Annotated in this window: 25 protein-coding genes and 1 other RNA gene; 4 read left to right on the top strand and 22 right to left on the bottom strand. The window is 60.9% G+C overall.

Annotation, left to right across the window (positions count from 1 at the left end; all coding sequences use genetic code 11):
- The 16 genes from ftsA to rsmI all read right to left on the bottom strand — a co-directional run bounded on the left by ftsA (position 1) and on the right by rsmI (position 17,265).
- Positions 1–1,260: a cell division protein FtsA gene (gene ftsA, locus D8U61_RS03390; RefSeq protein ID WP_130888199.1), complete on the bottom strand. Its 1,260-nt coding sequence runs from the start codon at positions 1,258–1,260 to the stop codon at positions 1–3.
- Between the two features lie 15 nt (positions 1,261–1,275).
- Positions 1,276–2,142: a cell division protein FtsQ/DivIB gene (locus D8U61_RS03385; RefSeq protein WP_016773281.1), complete on the bottom strand. Its 867-nt coding sequence runs from the start codon at positions 2,140–2,142 to the stop codon at positions 1,276–1,278.
- Between the two features lie 4 nt (positions 2,143–2,146).
- Positions 2,147–3,121 carry a D-alanine--D-alanine ligase gene (locus D8U61_RS03380; protein WP_016773280.1) on the bottom strand — a complete coding sequence of 325 codons (975 nt, stop codon included), beginning with the start codon at positions 3,119–3,121 and terminating at the stop codon, positions 2,147–2,149.
- Complete coding sequence (murC, locus tag D8U61_RS03375; protein ID WP_039761387.1) at positions 3,118–4,578, bottom strand: UDP-N-acetylmuramate--L-alanine ligase; 1,461 nt, start codon at positions 4,576–4,578, stop codon at positions 3,118–3,120. Before murC ends, D8U61_RS03380 begins: the two co-directional genes overlap by 4 nt.
- Positions 4,571–5,641: an undecaprenyldiphospho-muramoylpentapeptide beta-N-acetylglucosaminyltransferase gene (murG, locus tag D8U61_RS03370; RefSeq protein ID WP_016773277.1), complete on the bottom strand. Its 1,071-nt coding sequence runs from the start codon at positions 5,639–5,641 to the stop codon at positions 4,571–4,573. The genes murC and murG overlap by 8 nt, the downstream gene beginning before the upstream one ends.
- Positions 5,631–6,842, bottom strand: coding sequence for a putative lipid II flippase FtsW (gene ftsW, locus D8U61_RS03365; RefSeq protein ID WP_172667897.1), 1,212 nt, complete (start codon positions 6,840–6,842; stop codon positions 5,631–5,633). Before ftsW ends, murG begins: the two co-directional genes overlap by 11 nt.
- 2 nt (positions 6,843–6,844) lie before the next feature.
- Positions 6,845–8,191 (bottom strand): UDP-N-acetylmuramoyl-L-alanine--D-glutamate ligase, encoded by a 1,347-nt coding sequence (gene murD / locus D8U61_RS03360; protein WP_130888197.1) that lies wholly within the window; start codon positions 8,189–8,191, stop codon positions 6,845–6,847.
- 5 nt (positions 8,192–8,196) lie between these two features.
- Entirely contained in the window at positions 8,197–9,279 is a 1,083-nt protein-coding gene (gene mraY, locus D8U61_RS03355) for a phospho-N-acetylmuramoyl-pentapeptide-transferase (protein ID WP_016773275.1), read from the bottom strand.
- Positions 9,279–10,646 carry a UDP-N-acetylmuramoyl-tripeptide--D-alanyl-D-alanine ligase gene (gene murF / locus D8U61_RS03350; protein WP_130926407.1) on the bottom strand — a complete coding sequence of 456 codons (1,368 nt, stop codon included), beginning with the start codon at positions 10,644–10,646 and terminating at the stop codon, positions 9,279–9,281. Before murF ends, mraY begins: the two co-directional genes overlap by 1 nt.
- Complete coding sequence (locus tag D8U61_RS03345) at positions 10,639–12,102, bottom strand: UDP-N-acetylmuramoyl-L-alanyl-D-glutamate--2,6-diaminopimelate ligase (protein ID WP_016773271.1); 1,464 nt, start codon at positions 12,100–12,102, stop codon at positions 10,639–10,641. The genes murF and D8U61_RS03345 overlap by 8 nt, the downstream gene beginning before the upstream one ends.
- Positions 12,102–13,841 carry a penicillin-binding protein 2 gene (locus D8U61_RS03340; RefSeq protein ID WP_177433300.1) on the bottom strand — a complete coding sequence of 580 codons (1,740 nt, stop codon included), beginning with the start codon at positions 13,839–13,841 and terminating at the stop codon, positions 12,102–12,104. The genes D8U61_RS03345 and D8U61_RS03340 overlap by 1 nt, the downstream gene beginning before the upstream one ends.
- Positions 13,841–14,134, bottom strand: coding sequence for a cell division protein FtsL (ftsL, locus tag D8U61_RS03335; protein ID WP_016773269.1), 294 nt, complete (start codon positions 14,132–14,134; stop codon positions 13,841–13,843). Before ftsL ends, D8U61_RS03340 begins: the two co-directional genes overlap by 1 nt.
- Positions 14,131–15,072, bottom strand: coding sequence for a 16S rRNA (cytosine(1402)-N(4))-methyltransferase RsmH (gene rsmH / locus D8U61_RS03330; protein ID WP_125925733.1), 942 nt, complete (start codon positions 15,070–15,072; stop codon positions 14,131–14,133). Before rsmH ends, ftsL begins: the two co-directional genes overlap by 4 nt.
- Before the next feature lie 2 nt (positions 15,073–15,074).
- Positions 15,075–15,530, bottom strand: coding sequence for a division/cell wall cluster transcriptional repressor MraZ (mraZ, locus tag D8U61_RS03325; protein ID WP_007917012.1), 456 nt, complete (start codon positions 15,528–15,530; stop codon positions 15,075–15,077).
- Positions 15,531–15,932: 402 nt separating this feature from the next.
- Positions 15,933–16,286, bottom strand: an RNA gene (gene rnpB, locus D8U61_RS03320) — RNase P RNA component class A.
- A gap of 73 nt (positions 16,287–16,359) precedes the next feature.
- Entirely contained in the window at positions 16,360–17,265 is a 906-nt protein-coding gene (rsmI, locus tag D8U61_RS03315) for a 16S rRNA (cytidine(1402)-2'-O)-methyltransferase (protein WP_130888195.1), read from the bottom strand.
- 177 nt (positions 17,266–17,442) lie between these two features.
- Between rsmI and D8U61_RS03310 the strand changes: the two genes are divergently transcribed.
- The 4 genes from D8U61_RS03310 to D8U61_RS03295 all read left to right on the top strand — a co-directional run bounded on the left by D8U61_RS03310 (position 17,443) and on the right by D8U61_RS03295 (position 20,886).
- Complete coding sequence (locus D8U61_RS03310) at positions 17,443–19,254, top strand: penicillin-binding protein activator (protein ID WP_122603712.1); 1,812 nt, start codon at positions 17,443–17,445, stop codon at positions 19,252–19,254.
- A complete protein-coding gene (locus tag D8U61_RS03305) occupies positions 19,254–19,616 on the top strand; it encodes a YraN family protein (protein ID WP_016773265.1) in 363 nt (120 codons plus the stop codon). Before D8U61_RS03310 ends, D8U61_RS03305 begins: the two co-directional genes overlap by 1 nt.
- A 101-nt stretch (positions 19,617–19,717) precedes the next feature.
- Positions 19,718–20,311: a phosphoheptose isomerase gene (locus D8U61_RS03300; protein ID WP_008082788.1), complete on the top strand. Its 594-nt coding sequence runs from the start codon at positions 19,718–19,720 to the stop codon at positions 20,309–20,311.
- Positions 20,308–20,886, top strand: a complete 579-nt coding sequence (locus tag D8U61_RS03295) for a BON domain-containing protein (RefSeq protein ID WP_024014250.1) — start codon at positions 20,308–20,310, stop codon at positions 20,884–20,886. The genes D8U61_RS03300 and D8U61_RS03295 overlap by 4 nt, the downstream gene beginning before the upstream one ends.
- 48 nt (positions 20,887–20,934) lie before the next feature.
- Here the strand turns inward: D8U61_RS03295 and D8U61_RS03290 are convergent, their stop codons facing one another.
- From D8U61_RS03290 to rpsI, 6 genes are all read right to left on the bottom strand, one after another.
- Complete coding sequence (locus D8U61_RS03290) at positions 20,935–21,348, bottom strand: ClpXP protease specificity-enhancing factor (protein ID WP_016773263.1); 414 nt, start codon at positions 21,346–21,348, stop codon at positions 20,935–20,937.
- Positions 21,349–21,364: 16 nt separating this feature from the next.
- The gene (locus D8U61_RS03285) at positions 21,365–21,982 is read right to left on the bottom strand and encodes a glutathione S-transferase N-terminal domain-containing protein (protein WP_007961620.1); all 618 of its coding nucleotides are present in this window, start codon (positions 21,980–21,982) and stop codon (positions 21,365–21,367) included.
- Positions 21,983–22,128: 146 nt separating this feature from the next.
- Entirely contained in the window at positions 22,129–22,911 is a 783-nt protein-coding gene (locus tag D8U61_RS03280) for a cytochrome c1 (protein ID WP_130926406.1), read from the bottom strand.
- Positions 22,911–24,122: a cytochrome bc complex cytochrome b subunit gene (locus D8U61_RS03275; RefSeq protein ID WP_024014252.1), complete on the bottom strand. Its 1,212-nt coding sequence runs from the start codon at positions 24,120–24,122 to the stop codon at positions 22,911–22,913. The genes D8U61_RS03280 and D8U61_RS03275 overlap by 1 nt, the downstream gene beginning before the upstream one ends.
- Positions 24,122–24,715: a ubiquinol-cytochrome c reductase iron-sulfur subunit gene (gene petA, locus D8U61_RS03270; protein WP_007917031.1), complete on the bottom strand. Its 594-nt coding sequence runs from the start codon at positions 24,713–24,715 to the stop codon at positions 24,122–24,124. Before petA ends, D8U61_RS03275 begins: the two co-directional genes overlap by 1 nt.
- A 273-nt stretch (positions 24,716–24,988) precedes the next feature.
- Entirely contained in the window at positions 24,989–25,381 is a 393-nt protein-coding gene (gene rpsI / locus D8U61_RS03265) for a 30S ribosomal protein S9 (RefSeq protein WP_003228056.1), read from the bottom strand.
- Between the last annotated feature and the right edge of the window lie 7 nt (positions 25,382–25,388).

The raw sequence follows: 25,388 nt of genomic DNA, 5'->3' as shown, positions 1-25,388 counted from the left end.
TTAAAAGTTGCCCTGAACCCACTTTTTCAGTCGGTCCAGCAGCGGCGCCTGAGGCTCTTCGCTGTTGTAGCTGTCGCGGCTGCCGATGCCGGAGAACGAAACTCCGTCGGACTGCTTCTGCAGGCCGTACATCAACAAACCAACGCCAGTGGAATAAATCGGGTTGCGCACCACGTCATCCAGACCTTTCACGCCATGCGGCACACCGAGGCGCACCGGCATGTGGAAGATTTCTTCGGCCAGTTCAGTGGCGCCTTCCATTTTCGACGTACCACCGGTGAGCACGATGCCCGCCGGGATCAGGTCTTCGTAGCCGCTGCGACGCAGCTCGGCCTGGATCAGGGTGAACAGTTCGTCGTAACGCGGCTCGACCACTTCGGCCAGGGCCTGACGCGACAGTTCGCGTGGTGGACGGTCGCCAACGCTCGGCACCTTGATGGTTTCGCCGGCACCGGCCAGTTTGGCCAGGGCGCAGGCGTAACGGATCTTGATCTCTTCGGCGTACTGGGTCGGGGTGCGCAACGCCATGGCGATGTCGTTGGTCACCTGATCACCGGCAATCGGGATCACCGCGGTGTGACGGATCGCGCCTTCGGTGAAGATCGCGATGTCGGTGGTGCCGCCGCCGATGTCGACCAGGCACACGCCCAGTTCTTTTTCGTCGTCGGTCAGCACCGAGTAGGCCGAGGCCAGTTGCTCGAGGATGATGTCGTCGATTTCCAGACCGCAGCGACGCACGCATTTTTCAATGTTCTGTGCAGCGTTGACGGCGCAGGTGACCACGTGAACCTTGGCTTCCAGACGCACGCCGGACATGCCCAGCGGCTCGCGCACGCCTTCCTGGTTATCGATCACGTAATCCTGCGGCAGGGTGTGCAGCACGCGCTGGTCAGCCGGGATCGCCACGGCCTGGGCGGCGTCGAGTACACGCTCAAGGTCCGCCGAGCTGACTTCACGATCACGGATCGCAACGATGCCGTGGGAATTCAGGCTGCGGATGTGATTGCCGGCCACGCCGACGAACGCCGAGTGAATGCGGCAGCCGGCCATCAGTTGGGCTTCTTCAATCGCGCGCTGGATCGACTGCACGGTGGATTCGATGTTGACCACCACGCCCTTCTTCAGACCGCGGGACGGATGCGTGCCGATCCCGACGATTTCCAGCTGGCCGTCGTCCGCGACCTCGCCTACCAGCGCCACCACTTTGGAGGTGCCGATATCCAGACCGACGATCATTTTGCCGCTTTGCACGTTTGCCATGGGTCCTGCCTCTTCTTAATTCTTTGCGACAGCGGGTTGGGCTGTCGTCGGCGCTACGGGTTCCCGCCAGCCAACAGCGAGGCCGTTGGCGTAGCGCAGATCGATGCGCGCAATGTTCGTAATCTGCTCTTTCAGCGTCTTGTCATAGATGGCGATGAAGCGGCGCATCTTTTCCACCAGGTTGCCGCGTCCCAGCAGCAACTCGATGCCGGGGCCGGAACTGCCGGCACCGGTGGTCAGGAACCAGCTGCCGCGTTCACGCAATTCCAGGCGTGCAATCGAAAAACCCAGCGGCCGCAGCAGTTGGCTCAGCACCTGATACTGCTGCATCACCTGCTGCTGAGCCCGTTGTGGGCCGAACAGCTGCGGCAGGTGTTCGTAGTTCGCCAGCTCTCTGGGGGTAAATGCCTGACCCTGATTGTTCAGCAGCGACTCGTCGCCCCATCGGGCCACCGGCAATTGCTCTTCGAGGCGGATCACCACCTGGTCCGGCCACACCCGGCGCACTTCGGCATGAGCGATCCATGGCATCTGTTCCAGCTCTTTGCGCATGCCGGCGAGGTCGATGGTGAAGAAGCTCGACGCCACGAACGGCGCGATTCGCTGCTGCACCGCCTGCTGGCTGATGTAACTCAGGTCGCCCTGCACCGCGACCTTGCTGATCGGCCGGTCGGCGTACGGCAGCAGACGCTGCGCGCCTTCGTAGGTGCCAAAGCCCAGCGCCACCAGCAGCACTGGCCAGAACAGGCTTTTCAGAAAGCTGAAATTGGCTTTCGGCAGGCGCGCGGACATCGGCTCTTTCGCCACCATTCGGCTGGCACCCCGCGGCACCGGCTTGCGGCCGGGTGCGGGGGGCTGATGTCTGAGATGAGCGCCTTGCATGGTCTTAACCTCGCGCCTCTGTTGCGCCTGCGTCTTCAACGCTGGCGGCCAGAATGGCCAGAACCAGTTGCTGGAAATCCAGACCGGCAGCCCGCGCCGCCATCGGCACCAGGCTGTGATCGGTCATGCCCGGTGCGGTATTGACTTCGAGGAACCAGAACTGCCCGTCGGCGTCCTGCATCACGTCCGCCCGGCCCCAACCGGCGATACCCAGCGCCTCACAGGCCTTGGCCGTGAGTTCCATGAGTTCCTGTTCCTTGGCCGCGTCGAGCCCGCACGGAATGCGGTACTGGGTATCGTTGGCGATGTACTTGGCGTCGTAGTCGTAGAACGTGTGCGGTGTACCCAGGGCGATAGGAGGCAACACCTGGTCACGCAGGGTGGCGATGGTGAACTCCGGACCTTGAATCCATTGCTCGACCAACACTTGCGAATCGTAGGTACTGGCCGCTTTCCATGCGTCGATCAACTCGGACGCAGAATTCACTTTGGCCATCCCGATACTTGAACCTTCATGCGCCGGTTTGACGATCAAAGGCAGGCCCAGTTCCGTCGCTGCGGAAATACAATCGGCTTCGCTGCACAGTACGGCGTGACGCGGCGTCGGAATCCCGAGGCTGTGCCAGACCTGCTTGGTGCGCAGCTTGTCCATCGCCAGTGCGGAAGCAAGAATGCCGCTGCCGGTGTAAGGGATGCCGGCGCACTCGAGCAGGCCCTGCATGCTGCCGTCTTCACCGCCGCGACCGTGGAGAATGATGAACGCGCGGTCGATCTTTTCGCTGAGCAGACGCTGCAGGAAGTCTTCGCCCACATCGATGCCGAACGCGTCGACGCCAGCGCTTTGCAGCGCCTCGAGCACGGCGTTGCCGGATTTCAGCGAAACCTCACGCTCGGCACTCAGGCCGCCGAAGAGCACGGCGACGCGGCCGAAGTCTTTCGGCGCGATGGTGGAGAACAGCTTGGCGTAGGCAGCAGTCATTTCAACTTCCCCTCGACCGGCGCCGCCACGGCGCCGGCGAACAATTCACTTTTCAACAGCTTCGGCGCGAGACCGCCGATATCACCAGCGCCCTGGCACAGCAGAATGTCGCCGGCGCGCAGCAGCGGCTTGACCAGCGGCGCCAGGTCAACGCCACGCTCGATGTAGATCGGGTCGAGCTGACCGCGCTGACGGATGCTGTTGCACAGCTTGCGGCTGTCGGCGCCCGGGATCGGCTCTTCGCCGGCCGGATAGACTTCCATCAGCAGCAGCACGTTGGCGTCGGCCAGTACATTGACGAAGTCGTCGTACAGATCACGGGTGCGGCTGTAGCGATGCGGCTGGTAGACCATCACCAGACGACGCTCCGGCCAGCCACCGCGCACGGCTTTGATCACGGCAGCGACTTCGGTCGGGTGGTGACCGTAGTCGTCGACCAGCATCACGTTGCCGCCGTCCACCGGCAGTTCGCCGTAGACCTGGAAGCGCCGACCAACACCCTGGAAGCCCGACAGGCCCTGAACGATGGCTTCATCGCTGACGCCTTCGTCGGTGGCGATGCAGATGGTCGCCAGCGAGTTGAGCACGTTGTGGTTGCCGGGCATGTTCACCGACACGTCCAGCGGCTCGCGATCCGGGCGCAGCACGGTGAAGAACGTCTGCATGCCTTGCTGGCGCACATTGATTGCGCGCACGTCGGCATCTTCGCTGAAGCCATAGGTCACGGTCGGACGTTTCACCAGCGGCAGGATTTCACGCACCACCGGATCGTCCAGGCACATCACCGCCAGCCCGTAGAACGGCAGGTTGTGCAGGAATTCGACGAAGGTTTTCTTCAGTTTGTTGAAGTCACCGTCGTAGGTCGCCATGTGGTCGGCGTCAATGTTGGTGACCACGGCCACCAGCGGCTGCAGATGCAGGAAGCTCGCATCACTTTCGTCGGCTTCGGCGATCAGGTAACGGCTGGTGCCAAGCTGGGCATTGGTGCCCGCTGCATTCAGGCGACCACCGATAACGAACGTCGGGTCCAGGCCACCGGCGGCGAACACCGAAGCGATCAGGCTGGTGGTGGTGGTTTTGCCGTGGGTACCGGCGACGGCAATACCGTGGCGATAGCGCATCAGTTCGGCGAGCATTTCGGCACGCGGCACCACTGGAATGCGGCGCTCAAGGGCAGTCGCCACTTCCGGGTTGGACGTGTTCACTGCGCTCGACACCACCAGCACGTCGGCGGTAGCGGCGTTCTCGGCACGGTGACCGATGAAGATCTGCGCGCCAAACGACTCCAGGCGTTCGGTGACCGGGGACGCTTTCAGGTCGGAACCGGAGACTTGATAGCCCAGGTTCAACAACACTTCAGCGATACCGCACATGCCCACGCCGCCGATGCCGACGAAGTGGATGCGACGGATGCGGCGCATTTCCGGTTGTGGCATGGCTTTCTGATTCTCAACCATGGGCCACCTCCAGACAGGTATCGACCACGCTACGGGTGGCATCGGGTTTGGCCAGTCGGCGGGCCGCTTGGGCCATTGCTTCGAGTCGTTGCGGTTGCATCAAGACCTCTGTCAGGCGCGCGGCAAGATCCGCGGCACCAGTCGTTCTTTGCGGCATCAGGAAGGCAGCGCCTTCGCGGGCCAAATAATCGGCGTTGCGGGTCTGGTGATCGTCGATCGCGTGGGGCAAAGGCACCAGCATCGAGGGCAGACCGGCGGCCGCCAGCTCACTGATGGTCAACGCGCCAGCGCGGCACACCACCAGGTCAGCCCAGCCATAGGCCTGGGCCATGTCTTTGATGAACGGCTGCACCTGCGCTTCCACACCCACGGCGCGGTAACGCTCGGCAGTCACTTCATCGTGATTTTTGCCGGCCTGATGAAACACTTCCGGGCGCAGGTCGGCAGCGACTTGGGCCAGGGCTTCAGGCAGCAATTTGTTCAACGGTTCTGCGCCCAGGCTGCCGCCAAGGATCAGCAAACGCGCTTTGCGCCCGGCCAGCGCCGGCCGCGATGTGTCGAGGAACAGCTCGCTGCGCACCGGATTTCCGGTGGTACGGCGGCTGTCCGACAGAGTAAAGGTGTCGGGGAACGCTTCACACACTCGGGCGGCGAACGGCACCAGCAACCGATTGGCGGTGCCGGCGACAGCGTTCTGCTCGTGAACGATCACCGGCACGCCAGCCAGTTTCGCGGCAAGACCACCAGGGCCAGTCACATAACCGCCGAAGCCGACCACGCACACCGGCTTCAGACGGCGCATGATCGCCCGCGCCTGCCACACCGACTTCAGCAGCATCAGCGGCGCCTTGAGCAGCGACAGCTTGCCCTTGCCGCGCAGACCGCTGGCGTTGATGCGGTGCAGTTCAAGTCCTGCCGCCGGAACCAGTTCGTTTTCGATCCCGCGTGGCGTGCCGAGCCAGTGCACGGTGTAGCCGCGCGCCTGAAACTCGCGGGCACAGGCCAGCGCCGGGAACACGTGACCGCCGGTACCGCCGGCCATGATCAATACGTTAGCGCCCATGAGTCGGCTCCTCGGCGAAGTCGCTCTCCTGGAATTCCATCTCTTCGCTGCCCAGGTGGGTCCGACTCTCCCACTCGATGCGCAGCAACAGACCCAGACAGGCGCAGCAGATCACCAGCGAGCTGCCGCCGTAACTGAGGAACGGCAAGGTCAGCCCCTTGGTTGGCAGCAGGCCGACGTTCACACCGATGTTGATCAGGAACTGACCAATCCACAGGAACGACAAGCCGTAAGCCACGTAAGCGGCAAAGAACTGCTTGGCCTTCTCCGCCCACAGGCCGATGTACATGCCGCGAATACACACGAACACGAACAGCGCGACGGTGCACAGCGAACCGACCGCACCGAGTTCTTCGGCGAGTACCGAGAACACGAAGTCGGTATGCGCTTCCGGCAGGTAGAACTGCTTCTGCACGCTGTTGCCCAAGCCGACGCCCAGCCACTCGCCGCGACCAAACGCGATCAAGGCCTGCGACAACTGATAACCGGCGCCGAACTGGTCGGCCCACGGGTCGGCGAAGTTGGTCAGACGCGCCATTCGATAGGGCTGCATCTGGATCAGCAAAACCACCGCGCCAACCGCCAGCACCACCATCAGCGAGAAACGGAACAGCCCGACCCCGCCAAGAAACAGCATCGCCGCCGCCGCGCCCATCATGACTACGGTGGCACCGAAGTCCGGTTCCATCAGCAACAGACCGGCCATCGGCAGCAGGACGATGAACGGCTTGAAGAAGCCCATCCAGCTTTCGCGTACTTCTTTCTGCCGGCGCACCAGATAACCGGCGAGGTAGATCACCACGAACACCTTGGCGATTTCCGACGGCTGCACGTTGAAGAAGCTGAAACCGATCCAGCGCATCGAACCGTTCACTTCGCGACCGATGCCGGGAATGATCACCATCACCAGCAGGCCGAACGCACCGATCAGCATCATCCAGCCGAGGCGCTGCCAAGTGGCGATCGGGATCATCATGGTGACAATGCACGCGCCCAGACCCAGCACCACATAGATAAGGTGGCGAATCATGTAATACAGCGGACTGCCCGACTGCGCCGCCGCCACTTCGGTGGACGCCGAAGCGATCATGATCAGGCCGAGACCAAGCAGCGCCAGGCAACCGGCGAGCATCGGGAAGTCGAGGTCGATGCCACGCCCGGTGATCAGCGGCGACGGGTACGGCTTGATGATGTTTCTCAGGTTCATGCCAGTTCCTCCACAGCGCGGACGAACTGGTGACCACGGTCTTCGTAATTCTTGAACATGTCGAAACTGGCGCAGGCCGGCGACAGCAGCACCACATCGCCCGGTTGGGCAGCGGCGCGGCATTGCGCAACAGCGTCGATCAGCGAGCTCGCGCGAATCAGCGGTACGGCGTCGCCAATGGCTGCGCCGATCTTGTCGGAGTCGCGGCCCATCAGCACCACAGCGCGGCAGTTGGCCGCCACCGGATCACGCAGATCATTGAATTCGGCGCCTTTGCCGTCACCGCCGGCGATCAGAATGACCTTGCCGTCGATGTCTGCGCCCAAACCTTCGATGGCGGCCAGAGCGGCGCCAACGTTGGTGGCTTTGGAATCGTTGTAATAGGCCACGCCGTCGAGATCGCGCACCCACTGGCAGCGATGCTCAAGGCCGGCAAACGTACGCAATGCAGAGAGCATGGCGTCGAACGGCAGGCCCACCGCGTGCCCCAGTGCCAATGCGGCGAGAGCGTTGGACTGGTTGTGCGCGCCGCGAATCTTCAGTTCACGCACCGGCATCAGGTTCTGGAATTCGAAGGCGAGGTACTTCTCGCCGTCTTCTTCGCGAATGCCGAACGCCTTGAAATCCGGTTTGCTCAGGCCAAAGGTCCAGCATGGCTGGCCTTCGCCGATCAATGGACGGCTCAGGGCATCCTGACGGTTGACCACAAACTGCTTCGCGCCCCGGAAGATCCGGTGCTTGGCCAGGTGATAGGCCGGCAGACCGCTGTAGCGATCCATGTGGTCTTCGCTGATGTTCAGTACGGTGGCGACTTCGGCGTTGAGCTGGTCGGTGGTTTCCAGCTGGAAACTCGACAACTCCATGACGTACAACTCGACATCATCGCTGAGCAGATCCAGCGCCGGCGTGCCTAGGTTGCCGCCAACGGCGACGCGCTTGCCGGCCGCAGCCGCCATCTCGCCGACCAGAGTAGTGACGGTGCTTTTGGCGTTGGAACCGGTGATCGCGACGATCGGCGCCCGCGCATTACGCGCGAACAGTTCGATGTCGCCGGACATTTTCACGCCACGGGCAGCGGCGGCTTGCAGGGCCGGGGTCGCCAGCGCCAGGCCGGGGCTCACGTAGAGCTCGTCGGCACGGCAGAGGAATTCGACGTCCAGCTCGCCACAACGCACTTCCACGTGCGGATAGTCACGTTTGAGCGTGGCCAGTTCCGGTGGATTTTCCCGCGTGTCGGCCACAGCAAACGACGTGCCCCGGTTCGCCAGGAAGCGAACCAGGGACATGCCGCTCTTGCCGAGGCCGACAACGATGCGGAAGTGGTCAGAAGCGATCAGAGACACTCGTTCTACCTCAGCTTCAGGGTGGCAAGGCCGACCAGGACGAGAATCACGGTGATGATCCAGAAACGGACGATCACGCGCGGCTCGGGCCAGCCCTTGAGTTCAAAGTGGTGGTGAATCGGCGCCATGCGGAACACGCGGCGACCGGTCAGCTTAAAGGAGGCAACCTGAATGACCACTGACAGGGTTTCCATCACGAACACGCCGCCCATGATGAACAGGACGATTTCCTGACGGACGATCACCGCGATGGTGCCCAGTGCCGCGCCGAGTGCCAGGGCACCGACGTCGCCCATGAACACTTGCGCCGGATAGGTGTTGAACCAGAGGAAACCGAGGCCGGCACCGATCAGCGCACCGCAGAACACGATCAATTCGCCCGCGCCCGGCACGTAAGGAATCAGCAGGTATTCGGCGAATTTCACGTTACCCGACAGGTAGCAGAAAATCCCCAGGCCGCCGCCGACCATCACAGTTGGCATGATCGCCAGGCCGTCGAGGCCGTCAGTCAGGTTGACCGCGTTGCTCGAACCGACAATCACAAAGTAGGTCAGCACGATGAACCCGGCGCCCAGAGGAATGCTGTAGTCCTTGAGCATCGGCAGGATCAGCGTGGTTTCCACCGGCGTCGCGGCAGTCATATAAAGGAAGATCGCAGCGCCGAGGCCGAACACCGACTGCCAGAAATATTTCCAGCGGCTCGGCAGGCCACGGGAGTTTTTCTCGATGACTTTGCGGTAATCGTCGACCCAGCCGATAGCGCCGAACAGCAGGGTCACCAGCAGCACCACCCAGACGTAGCGGTTGCTCAGGTCAGCCCAGAGCAGAGTGCTGACGCCGATCGACGACAGAATCAGCGCGCCACCCATGGTCGGCGTGCCGGATTTGGACAGATGCGATTGCGGGCCGTCGTTACGTACCGATTGGCCGATCTGACGGTTCTGCAGAGTACGGATCATCCACGGGCCATAGCACAGCGACAAGACCAGCGCGGTCAGTACACCGAGAATCCCGCGCAGGGTCAGGTACTGGAAGACCGCGAAGCCTTTGTAGAACTGTTGCAGATACTCCGCTAGCAGCAGCAGCATTAATGTTTCTCCAGACTGGACCCGCACAGAGCCGCAACGATGTTTTCCATCGCTGCGCTGCGCGAACCCTTGATCAAAATGGTGGTGTTTGTGTCCTGCTCGGCGGCGAGGGCCTGGATCAGCTCGGCCTGGGTGCCGAAGTGCTGCGCCTGCTCACCGAAAGCGTTTACCGCGTGGACCATGTTCGGCCCGACCGCGTAAAGCGCGGAAACCTTGCCTCGGGCGTACTCGCCCACGTCGCGGTGCCCCTGCTCCGCCCAGTCGCCCAACTCGCCGATATCGCCGAGCACCAGGACGGTGCGGCCGGAAAAGCCGGCGAGTATATCAACGGCCGCACACATCGAGGTGGGGTTTGCGTTGTAGGTATCATCGATGACGCGCATGCCGTTTTTCGCCAGTTGCGCGACGGTGCGCCCCTTGACCGGTTGCACCGCGCCGAGGCCGGTGGCGATGCCGAACAGCGAAACACCCAAGGCGTGGGCAGCAGCGGCGGCAGCCAGGGCATTGGCGACGTTATGAGTACCGAGCAGGTTCAGTTGCACGCGCTCGCTACCTTCTGGCGTGTGCAGGTTGAACGCCGGGCAACCACGGGCATCAGTGGCCAGATCGCTGGCGTGGAAATTCGCCTCGCTGTTGCTGAGAGCGAAGGTCAGCACCTGACGACCGGCAGCGCGGGTCTTCCAGATACCGAAAGCCTTGTCATCGAGGTTGAGCACGGCGATGCCATCGGCGGCCAGGCCTTCGATGATTTCACCTTTGGCTTCGACGATTTTTTCCGGACCGCCGAACTCACCGACGTGAGCGGTGCCGGCGTTGTTCAGGATCGCCACATGCGGCTTGGTCAGCCCGACGGTGTAGGCGATTTCACCGAGACGCGAGGCGCCCAGTTCGATTACGGCGGAGGTGTGCTCCGGCGCCAGTTCGATCAGGGTCAGCGGTACGCCGAGGTCGTTGTTCAGATTGCCACGGGTCGCCAGCACCGGACCGCGGGTACGCAGGATGCTCGCGAGCATTTCCTTGACCGTGGTCTTGCCGCTGGAACCGGTCACCGCTGCCACGGGCTGGGTGAACGCGGCACGGTTCAACGCGCCGAGTTGGCCCAGCGCCTGACGGGTGTCCTTGACCAGTAATTGCGGCAGCGCGCTGTCGGCGACTTCGCGCTCGACCAGTGCCGCCACGGCGCCTTTGCCGGCAACGTCGTTCAGATAATCATGACCGTCGAAACGCGGGCCGGTCAGGGCGATGAACAACTGGCCGGGCTGGATCGCACGGCTGTCGATACTGACGCCGTCGAAACTCACGTCAGCGCCGATCAAACGGGCCTCGAGTGCGTTGGTCAGTGCGCTGAGTGTCAGGGCCTTAAGCATGGGCCACCTCCCACGCGGTCAGGGCATGATCGGCCTCGACCAGATCGGAAAACGCATGGCGCACGCCGTTGATTTCCTGATAGTCCTCGTGACCTTTGCCGGCCAGCACAATCACGTCGTCAGCGGTTGCGCCGGCAATCAATTGCGCAATGGCCTGACCGCGACCGGCGACGAAGGTGACTTTATCCACAGCGGTGAAACCGGCGCGGATGTCGTCGAAAATCACCGCAGGATCTTCGGTGCGCGGGTTGTCATCGGTGACCAGCACCTGGTCGGCGAGGCGCTCTACCACTTCGGCCATCAACGGACGTTTGCCACGATCGCGATCACCGCCGCAGCCGAACAGGCACAGCAGTTGGCCTTTGACGTGCGGGCGCAGTGCGGTGAGAACTTTTTCCAGCGCATCCGGGGTATGGGCGTAATCGACCACCACCAGCGGCTGCGTGCCGCCACCCAGACGCTGCATGCGCCCGGCCGGGCCTTCGAGTTTCGGCAGCACTTTGAGAATTTCGTCGAGGGCGTAATCCAGACCGAGCAAGGCGCCGACTGCCGCCAGCACGTTGCTCAGGTTGAAACGCCCGAGCAGCGTGCTGCGCAGGTGGTGCTCGCCTTGCGGCGTTACCAGCGTGGCGCGTACGCCGTGGTCGTCGAACTGCGCTTCGCGGCAAAACAGGTAGGCGCTGCTGTCGAGCAGGCTGTAGGTGATCAAACGCGACTCGCGTTTTTCCGCCGCCAGTTGCCGGCCGAAATCGTCGTCGAGGTTGACCACGCGGCACTTCAGGTCATTCCAGGCGAACAGCCGGGCCTTGGCCTCGGCGTACGCCTGCATGGTGCCGTGATAATCCAGATGATCGCGGGACAGGTTGGTCATCACCGCCACGTCGAACGCCAGCGCGGTGACCCGGCCCTGATCCAGACCGTGGGACGACACTTCCATGGCCACGGCTTTCGCGCCGGCCTTTTTCAGGTCACCCAGGGTCGCTTGCACGGCAATCGGGTTCGGCGTGGTGTGCAGGCCGCTTTCCAGCGCGCCGTAGAAACCGGAACCCAGCGTACCGACGATGCCGCAATGCTGGCCGAGCAGATCCAGCGCCTGCGCGACCAATTGGGTCACGCTGGTCTTGCCATTGGTGCCGGTGACACCGATCAGGTTCAGATGGTGACTCGGCTCACCGTAAAAACGCCCGGCTATGTCCGACAGCTGCGCCGCCAGACCTTTGACCGGAATCAGCGGCACGTCAGTGATCGGCAATACGGTGGCGCCTTCGACCTCATACGCCACGGCAGCCGCGCCGCGTTGCAAGGCATCGGCGATATGCGCACGGCCATCGAAACGGCCACCGGGTACAGCAAGAAACAGATCGCCGGCGCGCACGTTGCGGCTGTCCAGCGCCAGTTCACGGATCAACAGATCGTGGCCGGCGTGGGGGAATATCTTGTTCAGACTTAATGACATCAGCCGCGCCCTCCATTGGCTTTCAGCGGAACGACCGGGGTGGCATTGGCCTGTTGGGTGGTCGGCAGGTTGTCCGGGGTCACGTTCATCAGGCGCAGGGTGCCGGACATCACACGGCTGAACACTGGCGCCGACACCAGACCACCGAAGTAACCGGCCTTGGTTGGCTCATCAATCACCACAACAATCGCGTAACGCGGATCGCTCATCGGGCCGAAGCCGGCGAACAGCGAACGGTAGGAGTTTTCTGCGTAGCCCTTGGTGCCGACCGAAGTCTTGCGCGCGGTACCCGACTTGCCGCCGACGTGATAAGCCGGCACCTGCGCACGGAACACTCCGCGCGGCGCTTCGATCACTTGCTGCAACATGCCCTGCATGGTTTTCGCCACGGCTTCCGGCAGCACTTGGGTGGTCTGCGGCATCTTGTCGGTTTTGATCAGGGTCAGCGGCGCGAGGCGGCCGTTGTTGGCCAGCGCCGAGAACGCGTGCACCAACTGGATCGCGGTCACGGAAATACCGTAGCCGTAAGACAAGGTTGCAGTTTCAGCCTTGCGCCATTCGCGGTAGTTGGGCAGATTGCCAACACGTTCGCCGGGGAAGCCCAGGCCGGTGTCCTGACCGAGGCCGACTTTCTGCGCCAGACGGAAAATCGTTTCGCCGCCGATATCGAAGGCGACTTTACTCATGCCGACGTTACTGGAATTGATCAGGATGCCGGTCAGATCGAGCACCGGCCCTTCGGTCTTCGACACGTCTTTGATGGTGTATTTGCCGATCTGCAACGAGCCGGGATACACCTCGACGGTGTCGCTCGGTTTCCAGCGGCCGGTTTCGATCGCCGCGCTCATGGAAATGGCTTTCATGGTCGAACCCGGCTCGAACACGTCGATCATCGCGCGGTTGCGCATCATCGCCGGTTGCAGGTTACGACGGTTGTTCGGGTTGTAGGTCGGCTGGTTGACCATGGCCAGGATCTCGCCGGTCTTCACGTCCATGATCACCAGACTGCCGGCCTTGGCGCCGTTCTCGATGATCGCGTTGCGCAGTTCGCGGTTGGCCAGGTATTGCAGACGCAGATCAATCGACAACGCCAAGGGCTTGCCGGCCTTGGCGTTTTTGGTGACCTGAACATCCTTGATCAGCCGGCCACGGCGATCCTTGATGACTTGTCGTTTGCCCGGCACCCCGGCCAGCCATTCGTCATAGGCCAGCTCGACACCTTCGCGACCGTGATCGTCGATATCGGTAAAGCCGACCATGTGCGCGGTGACTTCACCGGCCGGGTAGAAGCGGCGGAATTCTTCGATGCCATAAACGCCCGGCACTTTCAGATCGAGCACAGCCTGACCCTGCTCGGGGGTCAGCCCGCGCACCAGGTAAATGAATTCTTTGTTGGCCTGGGCTTCAAGGCGTTCGCTCAGGGCTTTCGGGTTCTGGCCCAACGCGGCGGCGAGCGCTGGCCACTTCTCTTTGGCCGTCTGCATTTCCTTGGCGTTGGCCCACAACGTGGTCACTGGCGTACTGACGGCCAGAGGTTCGCCATTACGGTCGGTGATCAGGCCACGGTGCGCCGGAATCGGAATGTGCCGCAGGCTGCGCGCGTCGCCCTGACCTTTGAGGAAGTCACGGTCGACCACTTGCAGGTCGATGATGCGCCAGCAGATCGCCGCGACCATCAGACCTAGCAGCGCCACCATCAGGCGGAAGCGCCATGGGAACAGTGCGCCTTCGAGTTTCATCATGGCGCCACCATTTTCACGTCAGCCGCGCCAGGGATGTGCATCTTCAGTTGTTCGGTGGCCAGCACTTCGATGCGGCTGTGCGCAGTCCAGGTGCTCTGCTCGAGAATCAGCCGGCCCCATTCGGCCTGCGCCTTGTCGCGCACGCTGAGTTCGTTATAAAGCGTGTTGAGCAATTGCCGGTTCCAGTGCGCGCTGTACGACACGGCAATGGCCGAAAACAGCACGCCGATAAACAGCAACAGCATCAGAAAGCTGCCGCCGGGCAGGGGTTTGGCGAAAAGCTTGCTCACCGCAACTTCTCCGCGACACGCATGACGGCGCTACGGGAACGTGGGTTGGCTTTGAGTTCGGCGTCGGAGGCCGTCTGCGCTTTGCCGTGGATTTTGATTTTCGGTTCGAAGGCGACGTGGCGAACCGGCAGATTGCGCGGCAGATTATCCGCCTCGCCTTTCACCAGTTTGCGCATGAACAGTTTGACGATGCGGTCTTCCAGCGAGTGGAAGCTGATGACCACAAGACGGCCGCCAACTTCCAGCGCGTCCAGCGCGGCGTCGAGGCCGGCTTCAAGATCGCCGAGTTCGTTGTTGACGTGAATGCGCAAACCCTGAAATGCGCGGGTGGCCGGGTTCTTGCCCTTTTCCCACGCCGGGTTGGCGACTTTCAGCACTTCGGCCAGATCGGCGGTGCGCTCGAACGGCTTGATGTCACGGCGCTCGGCGACGGCACGGGCCATACGCCCTGAGAAACGCTCTTCGCCGTATTCCTTGAACACCCGGGCGATTTCTTCCACCGGCGCGGTGTTGACGAATTCGGCAGCGCTGATACCACGGGACGGGTCCATGCGCATGTCCAGCGGCCCGTCATTGAGGAAACTGAAGCCGCGCTCGGCGTCATCGAGCTGCGGCGACGACACACCGAGGTCGAGCAGAATGCCGCTGACCTTGCCGGCCAGCCCCTGCTCGGCAACCACCGAACCGAGCTCGGCAAAGCTGCGCTGCACAACGACAAAGCGGCCGTCTTCGGCCGCTAGCGTTTGCCCGGTGGCAATCGCTTGAGGATCCTTGTCGAATCCGATGAGTCGACCGTCCGGCCCGAGCTGGCTGAGGATCAACCGACTGTGCCCGCCGCGCCCGAACGTGCCGTCCAGATAGCAGCCATCAGGACGTACGGCGAGAGCCTCGACGGCTTCGTCAAGCAGTACGGTGATGTGGTTAAAGCCGCTATCAATAGTCACAGGATCAAATCACGCAGTTCATCAGGCATCGCGCCCGGTTGTTGAATAGCAGCAAGGTCAGCGGCAGATACCGCGTTCCATGCATCCTCGTCCCACAATTGGAACTTGTTCAGTTGGCCGACCAGCATCGCGCGCTTATCGAGCTTGGCGTATTCGCGCAAACGCGGCGGAACCAGGAAACGACCACTGCCATCGAGTTCGAGGTCGACGGCATTACCAATCAATAAACGTTGCAGGCGACGGTTCTCTTCGCGAAGCGAAGGGAGTGCGCGCAACTTGGTTTCAATAATTTCCCACTCATCGAGTGGATAGACACACAGGCACGGATCAACGGCATCAATGGTCACGATCAATTGACCGGAACTGCGCGAATCGAGCTCGTCACGGTACCGGCTCGGCATGGCGAGACGGCCCTTTGCATCGAGACTGATAGCGTTAGCTCCGCGAAACACGTCAGCGTTTCTCCAATTTTTATCGTTTTGAGCTCAAAAAACCCACTTCATGCCACTTTCCGCCACTTGCGCACACTATAGGAATGCGCCCACCACACCGTCAAGGCGCGGATTAAAGGAAAAGCCTTACAGAACGGAGATTTAGCGACGTAAAAGGATGCGCAACGAGAATCTGACGTGAAGTTTCGACCAATAACTTGATGCAGCACTGAAAGCTGCGCTCGAAAGTTAAAGTAGTTTGTTAAGAGTAAGATTTTTTCGGTATTACAAAGGCGCTTCGGCTGTTGATTGAAGCAGGGTGGGAAAAGGCTATTACCGCGTTTGCCGCTGCCGGAGTTTCAGACCAGGCCGGCTGATATTACACAGCCGCGTCTTCTTTGTTTCAAGCAGGGAAAGAAAAAGGTGGAGAGTCGATCTGTAAGCCGGGTTCTGTCTTGAACAGTCATTCGTCTACGATGGCCATCACTGGACATCTTTAGCAACCTACCCGGTCCCAGCGCGGGCCACGCCTTGGGACCCTATTTGGTCTTGCTCCAAGTGGGGTTTACCTAGCCACGAACTGTTGCCAGACGTGCGGTGCGCTCTTACCGCACCTTTTCACCCTTACCGGCGCTTGCGCGCTTAGGCGGTTATTTTCTGTGGCACTTTCCGTAGGCTCACGCCTCCCAGGCATTACCTGGCACTTCGCCCTATGGAGCCCGGACTTTCCTCCCCCCTCTAATTTTCATAGAGGGCAGCGACTGTCCGATCGACTCTCCGCCGCGAAGGTTAACGGCAGAGCGCCGGAAGAACAAGCGCTAAAACCCTCATGAACGCCATGGGCGACGGCTTACACGCCTTTCTGTTTATCCAGCGCCACCTGATACAGCACGTTTTTGCGCTCGCCGGTGATTTGCGCTGCCAGCGCGGCGGCGCGCTTGAGCGGCATTTCCTCCAGAAGCAGATCGAGGATGCGCATGGCTTCACTGCTGACCGCGTCTTCCGACTCCGGCGCGGTCCAGCCGGCCACCAGCACTACGCACTCGCCGCGCTGCTGATTGCTGTCGGACTCGACGAACGCACGCAGTTCGCCGAGCGGCAGGCCTTTGAGGGTTTCGAAGGTTTTGGTGATTTCCCGCGCCAGCAGAGCCTGACGCTCGCCGCCAAACACTGCTTCCATATCCTGCAGGCATTCGAGAATGCGATGCGGCGCTTCATAGAAAATCAATGTGCGCGGCTCTTCTTTAACCGCTTCCAGACGCGCCTTGCGTCCGACCGACTTGGCCGGCAGAAAGCCTTCGAAGATAAAACGGTCGGACGGCAAGCCCGCCGCCGACAGCGCTGCGATCAACGCACAGGCACCCGGCACCGGCACCACGTTGATCCCGGCCGCACGGGCCTGACGCACCAGGTGATAGCCCGGATCGGAAATCAGCGGCGTGCCGGCATCGGAGATCAGCGCGACGTCGTCGCCCGCCAGCAACCGGGTAATAAAGCGGCTACCCTCATCCCGTTCGTTGTGTTCGTGACATGCGGCCAGCGGCGTGCCGATGCCGAAGTGCTGCATCAGGCGCGCCGAATGCCGCGTGTCTTCCGCTGCAATCAGGGCCACTTCACGAAGGATCTTCAACGCCCGGGCGCTGATGTCGTCCAGGTTGCCGATGGGCGTCGCCACCACATAAAGCGAGCCAGCAGCGGAATTCAAAGGACCTGGAGCAGTCAAAGCGCACACCTCGTGATCGGTAAAAGCGGCCATTGTAGCGCGTCATGAGGTTTGCGATGCGCTCCGGCCGAGCGCGGTTTTTCGCCCGGTTGTGCGCTGCCGCAACATTTACTCCAGCTAAATTGACCGATTCACGCCAGTAACATCGCGCCCCGGCCAGTGCTTGGGTACAATTCCACGCTAATTTGATCGAGTATCAGGAACACTTACATGATCGCTTGCCTGCGGCTGTTCACTGCCCTCTGCCTCGCTGCCTTGTTGGCCGCGTGTGCCAGCTCCCCTTCCTCCAGCCTTGGCGAACTTCCACGGACTCCGGACGCCAGCATCGAGCAACTGCTCGAACAGGCTGCCCAGGCTAAAACCCCGGAACAAGCCGCCCTGCTGCGCCTGAGCGCGGCGGACCAGGCTTACCGCCAAGGCAATGCCGGCCAGTCCGCGCAAATCCTGCAACAAGTGCCGGTGGAGCAACTCAAGCCAGGCCAGCAGATTTTCGCCAATACGCTGTCCGCCGAACTGGCCATGACGCGCAATCAGCCGAAAGCTGCGCTGACCGCCCTGAGCCATCCAAGCTTCCAGAAGCTCGGGGAAATGCCGGAAGAGCAGCAAGTGCGCACTGGCACTGTTCACGCCCGCGCCCTTGAAGCCGATGGCCAGACGCTGGCCGCTGCCCGTGAGCGTGTGTTCATTGCACCGATGCTGGAAGGCGAAGCGGCGAGCAAGAACCACGAAGCGATCTGGACCCTGATCGCGTCGCTGCCAACCGATCAATTGCAACCGAACAACACCGACGATCTCGGCGGCTGGATGGCGCTGGCGCAAGCGGTGAAAACCGCAGGCACGCTGGAACAGCAACAAGCCGCGATCGACAACTGGCGTGCGCAGAATCCAAAGCACCCGGCGGCTGTCAACCTGCCGCTGCCGCTGACCAAGCTCAAGGAACTGGCCAGCCAGCCACTGAGCAAAATCGCCCTGCTGCTGCCACAGGACGGCCAGTTGGCGTCGGTCGGCAAAGCGCTGCGTGAAGGCTTCATGGCCGCGCATTATCAGGCGCAACAGGCCGGCCAGAACCCACCTGCCATCGAGTTCTACGACAGCTCGAAGCTGACTTCGATGGACGAGTTCTATCGCAAGGCTCAGGCTGACGGCGTGCAACTGGTAGTCGGCCCGCTGGAAAAACCACTGGTCAAGCAACTGAGCACTCGCCCGCAACTGCCAATCACCACCCTGGCGCTGAACTACAGCGAAGGCGAGCAAGGCCCGGCGCAACTGTTCCAGTTCGGCCTCGCTGCTGAAGATGAAGCTCGCGAAGTCTCCCGTCGCGCCCGCGCCGATGGCCTGCATCGCGCCGCGATCATGGTGCCGAAAGGCGAATGGGGCGATCGCGTCCTGCGTGCCTTCAGCCAGGACTGGCAAGCCAATGGCGGCAGTATTGTTGCCACCGAGCGTGTCGATCAGCCGGTGCAACTGGCCCAGCAGATCGCCGACATGTTCCAGCTGCGTCAGAGCGAAGCTCGCGCGAAGAGCCTGCAGAATGTTGCCGGCACCAATGTCGCCGCCCAGCCTTCGCGTCGCCAGGACATCGAATTCATCTTCTTGGCCGCCACGCCGCAACAGGCCCAGCAGATCAAGCCGACCCTGAACTTCCAGTACGCCGGTGACGTGCCGGTCTACGCGACTTCCCACGTGTACAGCGCCAGCGGCGACGTCAATCAGTACAACGACATGAACGGCATTCGCTTCTGCGAAACCCCATGGCTGCTGGAAACCAGCGATCCGCTGCGCCAGCAGGTGGCTGCGCAATGGCCGCAAGCCAATGGCAGCCTCGGTCGCCTGTATGCCATGGGCGCCGACGCCTATCGCCTGGCACCGCGCCTGGGCCAACTCAAGGCCCTGCCGGACAGCCGCATCGAAGGTCAGTCGGGCAGCCTCGGCATGACCCAGACCCAACGCGTAGTGCGCCAGTTGCCATGGGCACAGTTCGTCAGCGGTCAGGTGCAGCGCCTGCCGGACACACCGCGCTGATGCCCGACAGGTCACGCTCGCAAAGCGGCAAGGATGCCGAGCGCCAGGCGCTCGAACATCTGCAACAACAAGGTCTGCGCCTGCTGGCGCAGAACTGGTTATGCAAACGCGGCGAGCTTGATCTGGTCATGCTTGATGGCGATACAGTAGTATTCGTTGAAGTTCGCTACAGAAAAAACACTCAATGGGGTGGCGCGCTCGCCAGTATCGACGAGCGCAAGCAGCAGAAACTGATCTTTGCAGCACAGTATTTTCTTCAGCGCGAGTCGCGTTGGGCCAATTCCCCCTGCCGCTTCGATGTGGTGGCGATCGACAGCCACCCGAATCAGCTGAACTGGTTGCAGAATGCTTTCGACAGTTGATCGCCTGCACCCTGCCCTGTTTTCGTCCGACACATTTTGCTCTTTGTTTTGCCGGCTGCACATTCACGTGCCGAACAGCCGCGCCACTTAAGGTCACACAGATGGACATGCAATCCCGAATTCGCCAGCTTTTCCAGGCCAGTATCGACACCAAGCAACAGGCGATGGACGTACTTGCACCGCACATCGAGCAAGCCAGCCAGATCATGGTCAACGCCCTGCTCAACGAAGGCAAAATGCTCTCGTGCGGCAACGGTGGTTCGGCCGGCGATGCCCAGCATTTTTCTTCGGAGCTGCTCAACCGCTTCGAGCGCGAGCGTCCGAGCCTGCCGGCGATTGCGCTGACTACCGACACTTCGACGATCACCTCGATCGCCAACGATTACAGCTACAACGAAGTGTTCTCCAAGCAGATCCGCGCGCTCGGCCAGCCGGGCGATGTGTTGCTGGCGATTTCGACCAGCGGCAACTCGGCGAACATTATTCAAGCGATCCAGGCCGCACATGATCGCGAAATGATTGTCGTAGCTTTGACCGGACGCGATGGCGGCGGCATGGCGTCGCTGCTGTTGCCCGAGGACGTCGAGATTCGCGTACCGGCCAACGTCACTGCACGTATTCAGGAAGTCCACTTGCTGGCGATCCATTGCCTTTGCGATCTGATCGACAGCCAACTGTTCGGGAGTGAAGAATGACCCCTAATCGCCTTGGCCTTCTGGCCTTGACCCTGTGCCTCGGCATCAGCGGCTGCACCTCGGTGGTGAACGCCAGCCGTGAGGCGCCGATCGAAGACGACCGCGGCACGCGTACCTTCGGCAGCAAGATCGACGACTCGCTGATCGAAACCAAAGCAGGCGTGAACATCGCCAAGGCCGATCCGGCACTGGACAACGACTCGCACATTGTCATCACCAGCTTCAACGGCGTCGTCCTGCTCGCCGGCCAGACTCCGCGCGAAGACCTCAAGGCCAAAGCCGAACAGGCCGCCGCCAACGTCCAGCGCGTGAAGAAGGTGCACAACGAGCTGCAAGTGCTGCAACCGTCCTCCCTGCTCGCGCGCCAGAACGACGCGTGGCTGACCACCAAGATCAAGACCCAGATGCTCACCGACGCCAGCATTCCTGGCTCGCGCATCAAAGTCGTGACCGAGAACGGCATCGTCTACCTGCTGGGTCTGCTGACCAAACAGGAAGCCACCCAGGCAACCAATCTGGTTCAGGGTGTGTCTGGTGTGCAGAAGATTGTGAAGCTGTTCGAATACATCGACTGACCGTAAAAGGCAGACACAAAAAAGGCGATCCATCCGGATCGCCTTTTTTTATTTCACAACCTTCAAGCTCGGCCGGCCACTCGGGCGTGGCGGCTCGCTGCCCGGTGGCGGCGAGTCGTCATCCGGATCGATGTCTTCTTCGTCGTCCATCGGCAACTCGAGGTCAAACACCATGCCCTGGCCGTTCTCCCGGGCGTAAATACCCAGGATCGCGCTGATCGGCACGTAGAGACTGTGCGGAACACCGCCGAAGCGGCCTTCGAACGTCACCACGTCGTTATCCATGTGCAGATGACGCACGGCACTCGGCGAGATGTTCAGGACGATCTGGCCGTCACTGGCAAAACCCTGTGGCACCTGCACCGCCGGGTACTCGGAGTTGACCAGCATGTGCGGGGTGCAATCGTTATCCACAATCCACTCGTAGAGCGCGCGGACCAGATAAGGTCGACTGGAGTTCATAGCGGCTCCTTAAGCCTTAGCGCATATCGCGTTCGACACCAGACAGACTCGCCTGGAAAGCCTCACGCGCAAACTGGCGCTCCATATAATCAAGCAGCGGCTTGGCCGGCCGCGGCAGTTCAATACCCAGAATCGGCAAACGCCAGAGTATGGGTAATAGGCAGCAATCCACCAGACTTTGTTCCTCACTGAGGAAGAACGGCTTGTCGGCGAACAGCGGCGAAACGCCGGTCAGGCTTTCGCGCAGTTCCTTGCGCGCCACGACCCGTGCGGCCTCTTTGCTCTTGGGATCCAGAATCAGATCCACCAGCCCGCACCAGTCACGCTGAATCCTGTGGATCAGCAGACGGCTGTTGGCCCGCGCCACCGGATAAACCGGCATCAGCGGCGGGTGCGGGTAACGCTCATCCAGATACTCCATCACCACGGTCGACTCCCACAACGCCAGGTCACGATCGACCAGCGTCGGCAGACTGCCGTAAGGGTTCACCTCAATCAGTTTAGGCGGCTGGCGGCCCGCTTCCACGTAAATGATTTCGGCGCTGACACCCTTCTCTGCAAGCACGATGCGCACTCGGTGGGAATAGTGGTCGGCGGGGTCGGAGTAACAGGCCAACCGATTGGTCACGCCCATGGCGATCCTCCTCGCTTGTTGAATTTGTCGGAACCGGAAAAACGCGCGCGCCCAGAGGGCACCTCCCGCAGGGTCTGACTGAGCAGATCCTGCTTTAGCGGAGGCGCCCTTGGGCGCGCGCGATTAACAGCAATGCTTGAAGCGTATCAGTGCACGTCTTTCCAGTATTCACGCTTGAGCAGGTAGGCGAACACAAAGAAGAACGCCAGGTACAGCAAGACATAAGTACCGATGCGCTGATGTTGCAGCTTAACCGGGTTAGCCGAGTAAGCCAGGAAGGTTACCAGATTCTTGACCTTCTCATCGAACTGCTCTTCGTTCAGAGCACCGGACTTCGGCATGATGGTCAACTGATCGCACGCTTCATGGGTCAGCGGCGTGCCGGTCAGCGGATCGTATTGCTTCTTGCCGTCCTCGACGATCTGCACCTGTTTGCAGCCGACAACCTGACGACCTTGCAGGCCGACCAGCACGTTAGGCATGCCGACGTTCGGGAAGACCTTGTTGTTCACGCCCCATGGACGCGCCGGATCTTCGTAAAACGACTTCAGGTAACCGTAGAGCCAGTCGGTACCGCGTACTCGCGCTACCAGCGTCAGGTCCGGCGGCGCTGCGCCGAACCAGGTCTTGGCGTCGGCCGGCTGCATGCCGATGTTCATGTGGTCGCCAATCTTGGCACCGGTGAACACCAGCTTCTCCAGCATCAACTCGTGCGGGATGCCGAGGTCATCGGCGACGCGCTCGTAACGCTGGAACTTGGCACTGTGGCAACCCATGCAATAGTTGGCAAAGGTCCGCGCACCATCCTGCAGGGCGGCTTTGTCGGAGACGTCGATATCGACACTTTCCAATTCCGGACCATGACCCTCGGCAGCAAAAACCAGGGAAGGCAGCGCAGCAAAAATCAGAGCAAGAAATAACTTTTTCATCAGCCAGTCACCCTTTCCGGAACCGGTTTGGTCTTCTCGAGCCGGGTGTAGAACGGCATCAGAATGAAGTAGGCGAAGTACAGGAAGGTGCAGACCTGCGACAGCAACGTGCGCCCTGGTGTCGGCGCCAGAACGCCAAGAATGCCGAGAATCACGAAGGAGATGCAGAACACCACCAGCCAGATTTTGCTCAGCCAGCCCTTGTAGCGCATTGATCTCACCGGACTGCGATCCAGCCAAGGCAGCACGAACAACACCGCAATCGCCGCACCCATGGCGATAACGCCCAGGAGTTTGTCCGGCACCGCACGCAGGATTGCGTAGAACGGAGTGAAGTACCAGACCGGGGCAATGTGCTCAGGCGTCTTGAACGGGTTGGCCGGCTCGAAGTTTGGTTTTTCGAGGAAGTAGCCGCCCATTTCCGGGAAGAAGAACACAATGAAGCAGAAGATGAACAGGAACACCACGACGCCGACAATGTCCTTCACCGTGTAGTACGGGTGGAACGCGATGCCATCCAGAGGGATGCCGTTTTCGTCTTTGTGCTTCTTGATATCGACGCCATCAGGGTTGTTCGAACCGACTTCGTGCAGCGCCAGAATGTGCAACACCACCAGACCGAGAATCACGATCGGCAGCGCGACCACGTGCAAGGCGAAGAAGCGGTTCAGGGTAATTCCGGAGATCAGGTAGTCACCACGAATCCACTGGGTCAGGTCATCGCCGATCAACGGAATCGCGCCGAACAGCGAGATGATAACCTGAGCACCCCAGTAGGACATCTGGCCCCACGGCAGCAGATAGCCCATGAACGCTTCGGCCATCAGTGCCAGGTAGATCAGCATGCCGAACACCCAGACCAGCTCGCGCGGTTTCTGGTACGAGCCGTAGAGCAGACCGCGGAACATGTGCAGATAGACGACGATGAAAAACGCCGAGGCGCCGGTCGAGTGCAGCAGACGCAGGATCGAGCCGTACTCGACGTCGCGCATGATGTATTCAACGGAAGCAAAGGCCTCTTCTGCCGACGGCGTGTAACTCATCGTCAGCCAGACACCGGTGACGATCTGGTTGACCAGCACCAGCAGCGCCAGCGAGCCGAAGAAATAGAAGAAGTTGAAGTTTTTTGGTGCGTAATATTTGCTGAGATGGTCTTCCCACATTTTGGTCGCGGGAAAGCGCGCATCAACCCAATCCATGAACTTGCTCATCACGCTTTCTCCGTATCGACGCCAATGACAATCAGGTCATCGGTCTCATAGGAATGCGGGGGAACTGGCAGGTTCAAAGGCGCAGGTTGCGACTTGTAGACGCGGCCAGCCAGATCGTAGTGGGAACCGTGGCACGGGCAGAAATAGCCGCCTACCCAGTCCTTGCCCAGATCCGCAGGTGCCACTTCGGGACGGAAGGTCGGTGAGCAACCCAGGTGCGTACAGATCCCGATCAGCAGGAGAATTTCCGGCTTGATCGAGCGTACTTCAGGGTCGACATAAGTGGGTTGCGTGGAGTTTTTGGAGGTCGGATCGGAGAGCTGACCCTCGATCTTCTTGAGATTCCCCAGGATTTCCTCGGTACGGCGGACAATGAACACCGGCTGGCCGCGCCATTCAGCAATCATCTGCTGGCCTGGCTCGATTTTGCTGACATTCACTTTCACCGGTGCACCGGCAGCTTTCGCCTTGGCACTGGGAAACCATGACCCCACGAACGGGACCGCAGCCCCCACCGCTCCTGCAGCACCCACCACGGATGTGGCTGCCACCAGGAAGCGACGCCGGCCTGCATTCACGCCGTCATTGCTCATTCAGTCCTCTCCCATCAGCTTTTTTGGCCTGTTAAATCAGGCGTCTACTAAATAAATCAAATGTTACTTATAAAAATTTTGCCCGAATGGTAATGAAAACCCCCAATTCTGACAAGGTTAATTCCCCGGGGCTCAGCCCCTTAAGCCTTGGAGTATAGGGGGTCTACAGCTGTGGCAAGTTGTCACAACGCAATTCTTTGATAAATCGCAGGCATAAAAAAACGCCCGCTTCCGTGAGGAGGCGGGCGTTCTTTTTTGAACGTGGAAGCGGAATTAACGCTTCGAGTACTGCGGACGCTTACGCGCTTTACGCAGACCAACTTTCTTACGTTCAACTTCACGGGCGTCGCGGGTAACGAAGCCAGCTTTGCGCAGAGCGCTACGCAGGGTTTCGTCGTAGTCCATCAGAGCGCGAGTGATGCCGTGGCGGATTGCGCCAGCCTGACCACTTACACCACCGCCGATCACGGTGACGTAGATGTCGAACTTCTCGACAGTCTCGGTCAGCTCCAGCGGCTGACGAACTACCATGCGGGCAGTTTCGCGGCCGAAGAAGTTATCCAGCGAACGGTTGTTGATGGAGATGTTACCAGTACCCGGACGCAGGAAAACGCGTGCGGTTGCGGTCTTGCGACGGCCAGTGCCGTAATTTTGAGTCGCCGACATAATGAAC

This window comes from Pseudomonas sp. Sample_14 (genome assembly GCF_004307515.1).
Lineage (GTDB): Bacteria > Pseudomonadota > Gammaproteobacteria > Pseudomonadales > Pseudomonadaceae > Aquipseudomonas > Aquipseudomonas atacamensis.
This window is presented reverse-complemented; position numbering and strand designations above follow the sequence as displayed.

Bases quoted from the DNA above. Each gene is read 5' to 3' on its own strand.
- D8U61_RS03280 (WP_130926406.1), bottom strand. From the start codon at position 22,911: ATGAAAAAGTTATTTCTTGCTCTGATTTTTGCTGCGCTGCCTTCCCTG.
- D8U61_RS03305 (WP_016773265.1), top strand. From the start codon at position 19,254: ATGCCCGACAGGTCACGCTCGCAAAGCGGCAAGGATGCCGAGCGCCAG.
- ftsA (WP_130888199.1), bottom strand. From the start codon at position 1,260: ATGGCAAACGTGCAAAGCGGCAAAATGATCGTCGGTCTGGATATCGGC.
- D8U61_RS03295 (WP_024014250.1), top strand. From the start codon at position 20,308: ATGACCCCTAATCGCCTTGGCCTTCTGGCCTTGACCCTGTGCCTCGGC.
- murG (WP_016773277.1), bottom strand. From the start codon at position 5,641: ATGGGCGCTAACGTATTGATCATGGCCGGCGGTACCGGCGGTCACGTG.
- D8U61_RS03380 (WP_016773280.1), bottom strand. From the start codon at position 3,121: ATGACTGCTGCCTACGCCAAGCTGTTCTCCACCATCGCGCCGAAAGAC.
- murC (WP_039761387.1), bottom strand. From the start codon at position 4,578: ATGGTTGAGAATCAGAAAGCCATGCCACAACCGGAAATGCGCCGCATC.
- murF (WP_130926407.1), bottom strand. From the start codon at position 10,646: ATGCTTAAGGCCCTGACACTCAGCGCACTGACCAACGCACTCGAGGCC.
- D8U61_RS03340 (WP_177433300.1), bottom strand. From the start codon at position 13,841: ATGAAACTCGAAGGCGCACTGTTCCCATGGCGCTTCCGCCTGATGGTG.
- D8U61_RS03300 (WP_008082788.1), top strand. From the start codon at position 19,718: ATGGACATGCAATCCCGAATTCGCCAGCTTTTCCAGGCCAGTATCGAC.
- D8U61_RS03345 (WP_016773271.1), bottom strand. From the start codon at position 12,102: ATGTCATTAAGTCTGAACAAGATATTCCCCCACGCCGGCCACGATCTG.
- rsmI (WP_130888195.1), bottom strand. From the start codon at position 17,265: ATGGCCGCTTTTACCGATCACGAGGTGTGCGCTTTGACTGCTCCAGGT.
- rpsI (WP_003228056.1), bottom strand. From the start codon at position 25,381: ATGTCGGCGACTCAAAATTACGGCACTGGCCGTCGCAAGACCGCAACC.
- D8U61_RS03285 (WP_007961620.1), bottom strand. From the start codon at position 21,982: ATGGGCGTGACCAATCGGTTGGCCTGTTACTCCGACCCCGCCGACCAC.
- D8U61_RS03275 (WP_024014252.1), bottom strand. From the start codon at position 24,122: ATGAGCAAGTTCATGGATTGGGTTGATGCGCGCTTTCCCGCGACCAAA.
- petA (WP_007917031.1), bottom strand. From the start codon at position 24,715: ATGAGCAATGACGGCGTGAATGCAGGCCGGCGTCGCTTCCTGGTGGCA.
- D8U61_RS03310 (WP_122603712.1), top strand. From the start codon at position 17,443: ATGATCGCTTGCCTGCGGCTGTTCACTGCCCTCTGCCTCGCTGCCTTG.
- mraY (WP_016773275.1), bottom strand. From the start codon at position 9,279: ATGCTGCTGCTGCTAGCGGAGTATCTGCAACAGTTCTACAAAGGCTTC.
- D8U61_RS03385 (WP_016773281.1), bottom strand. From the start codon at position 2,142: ATGCAAGGCGCTCATCTCAGACATCAGCCCCCCGCACCCGGCCGCAAG.
- D8U61_RS03290 (WP_016773263.1), bottom strand. From the start codon at position 21,348: ATGAACTCCAGTCGACCTTATCTGGTCCGCGCGCTCTACGAGTGGATT.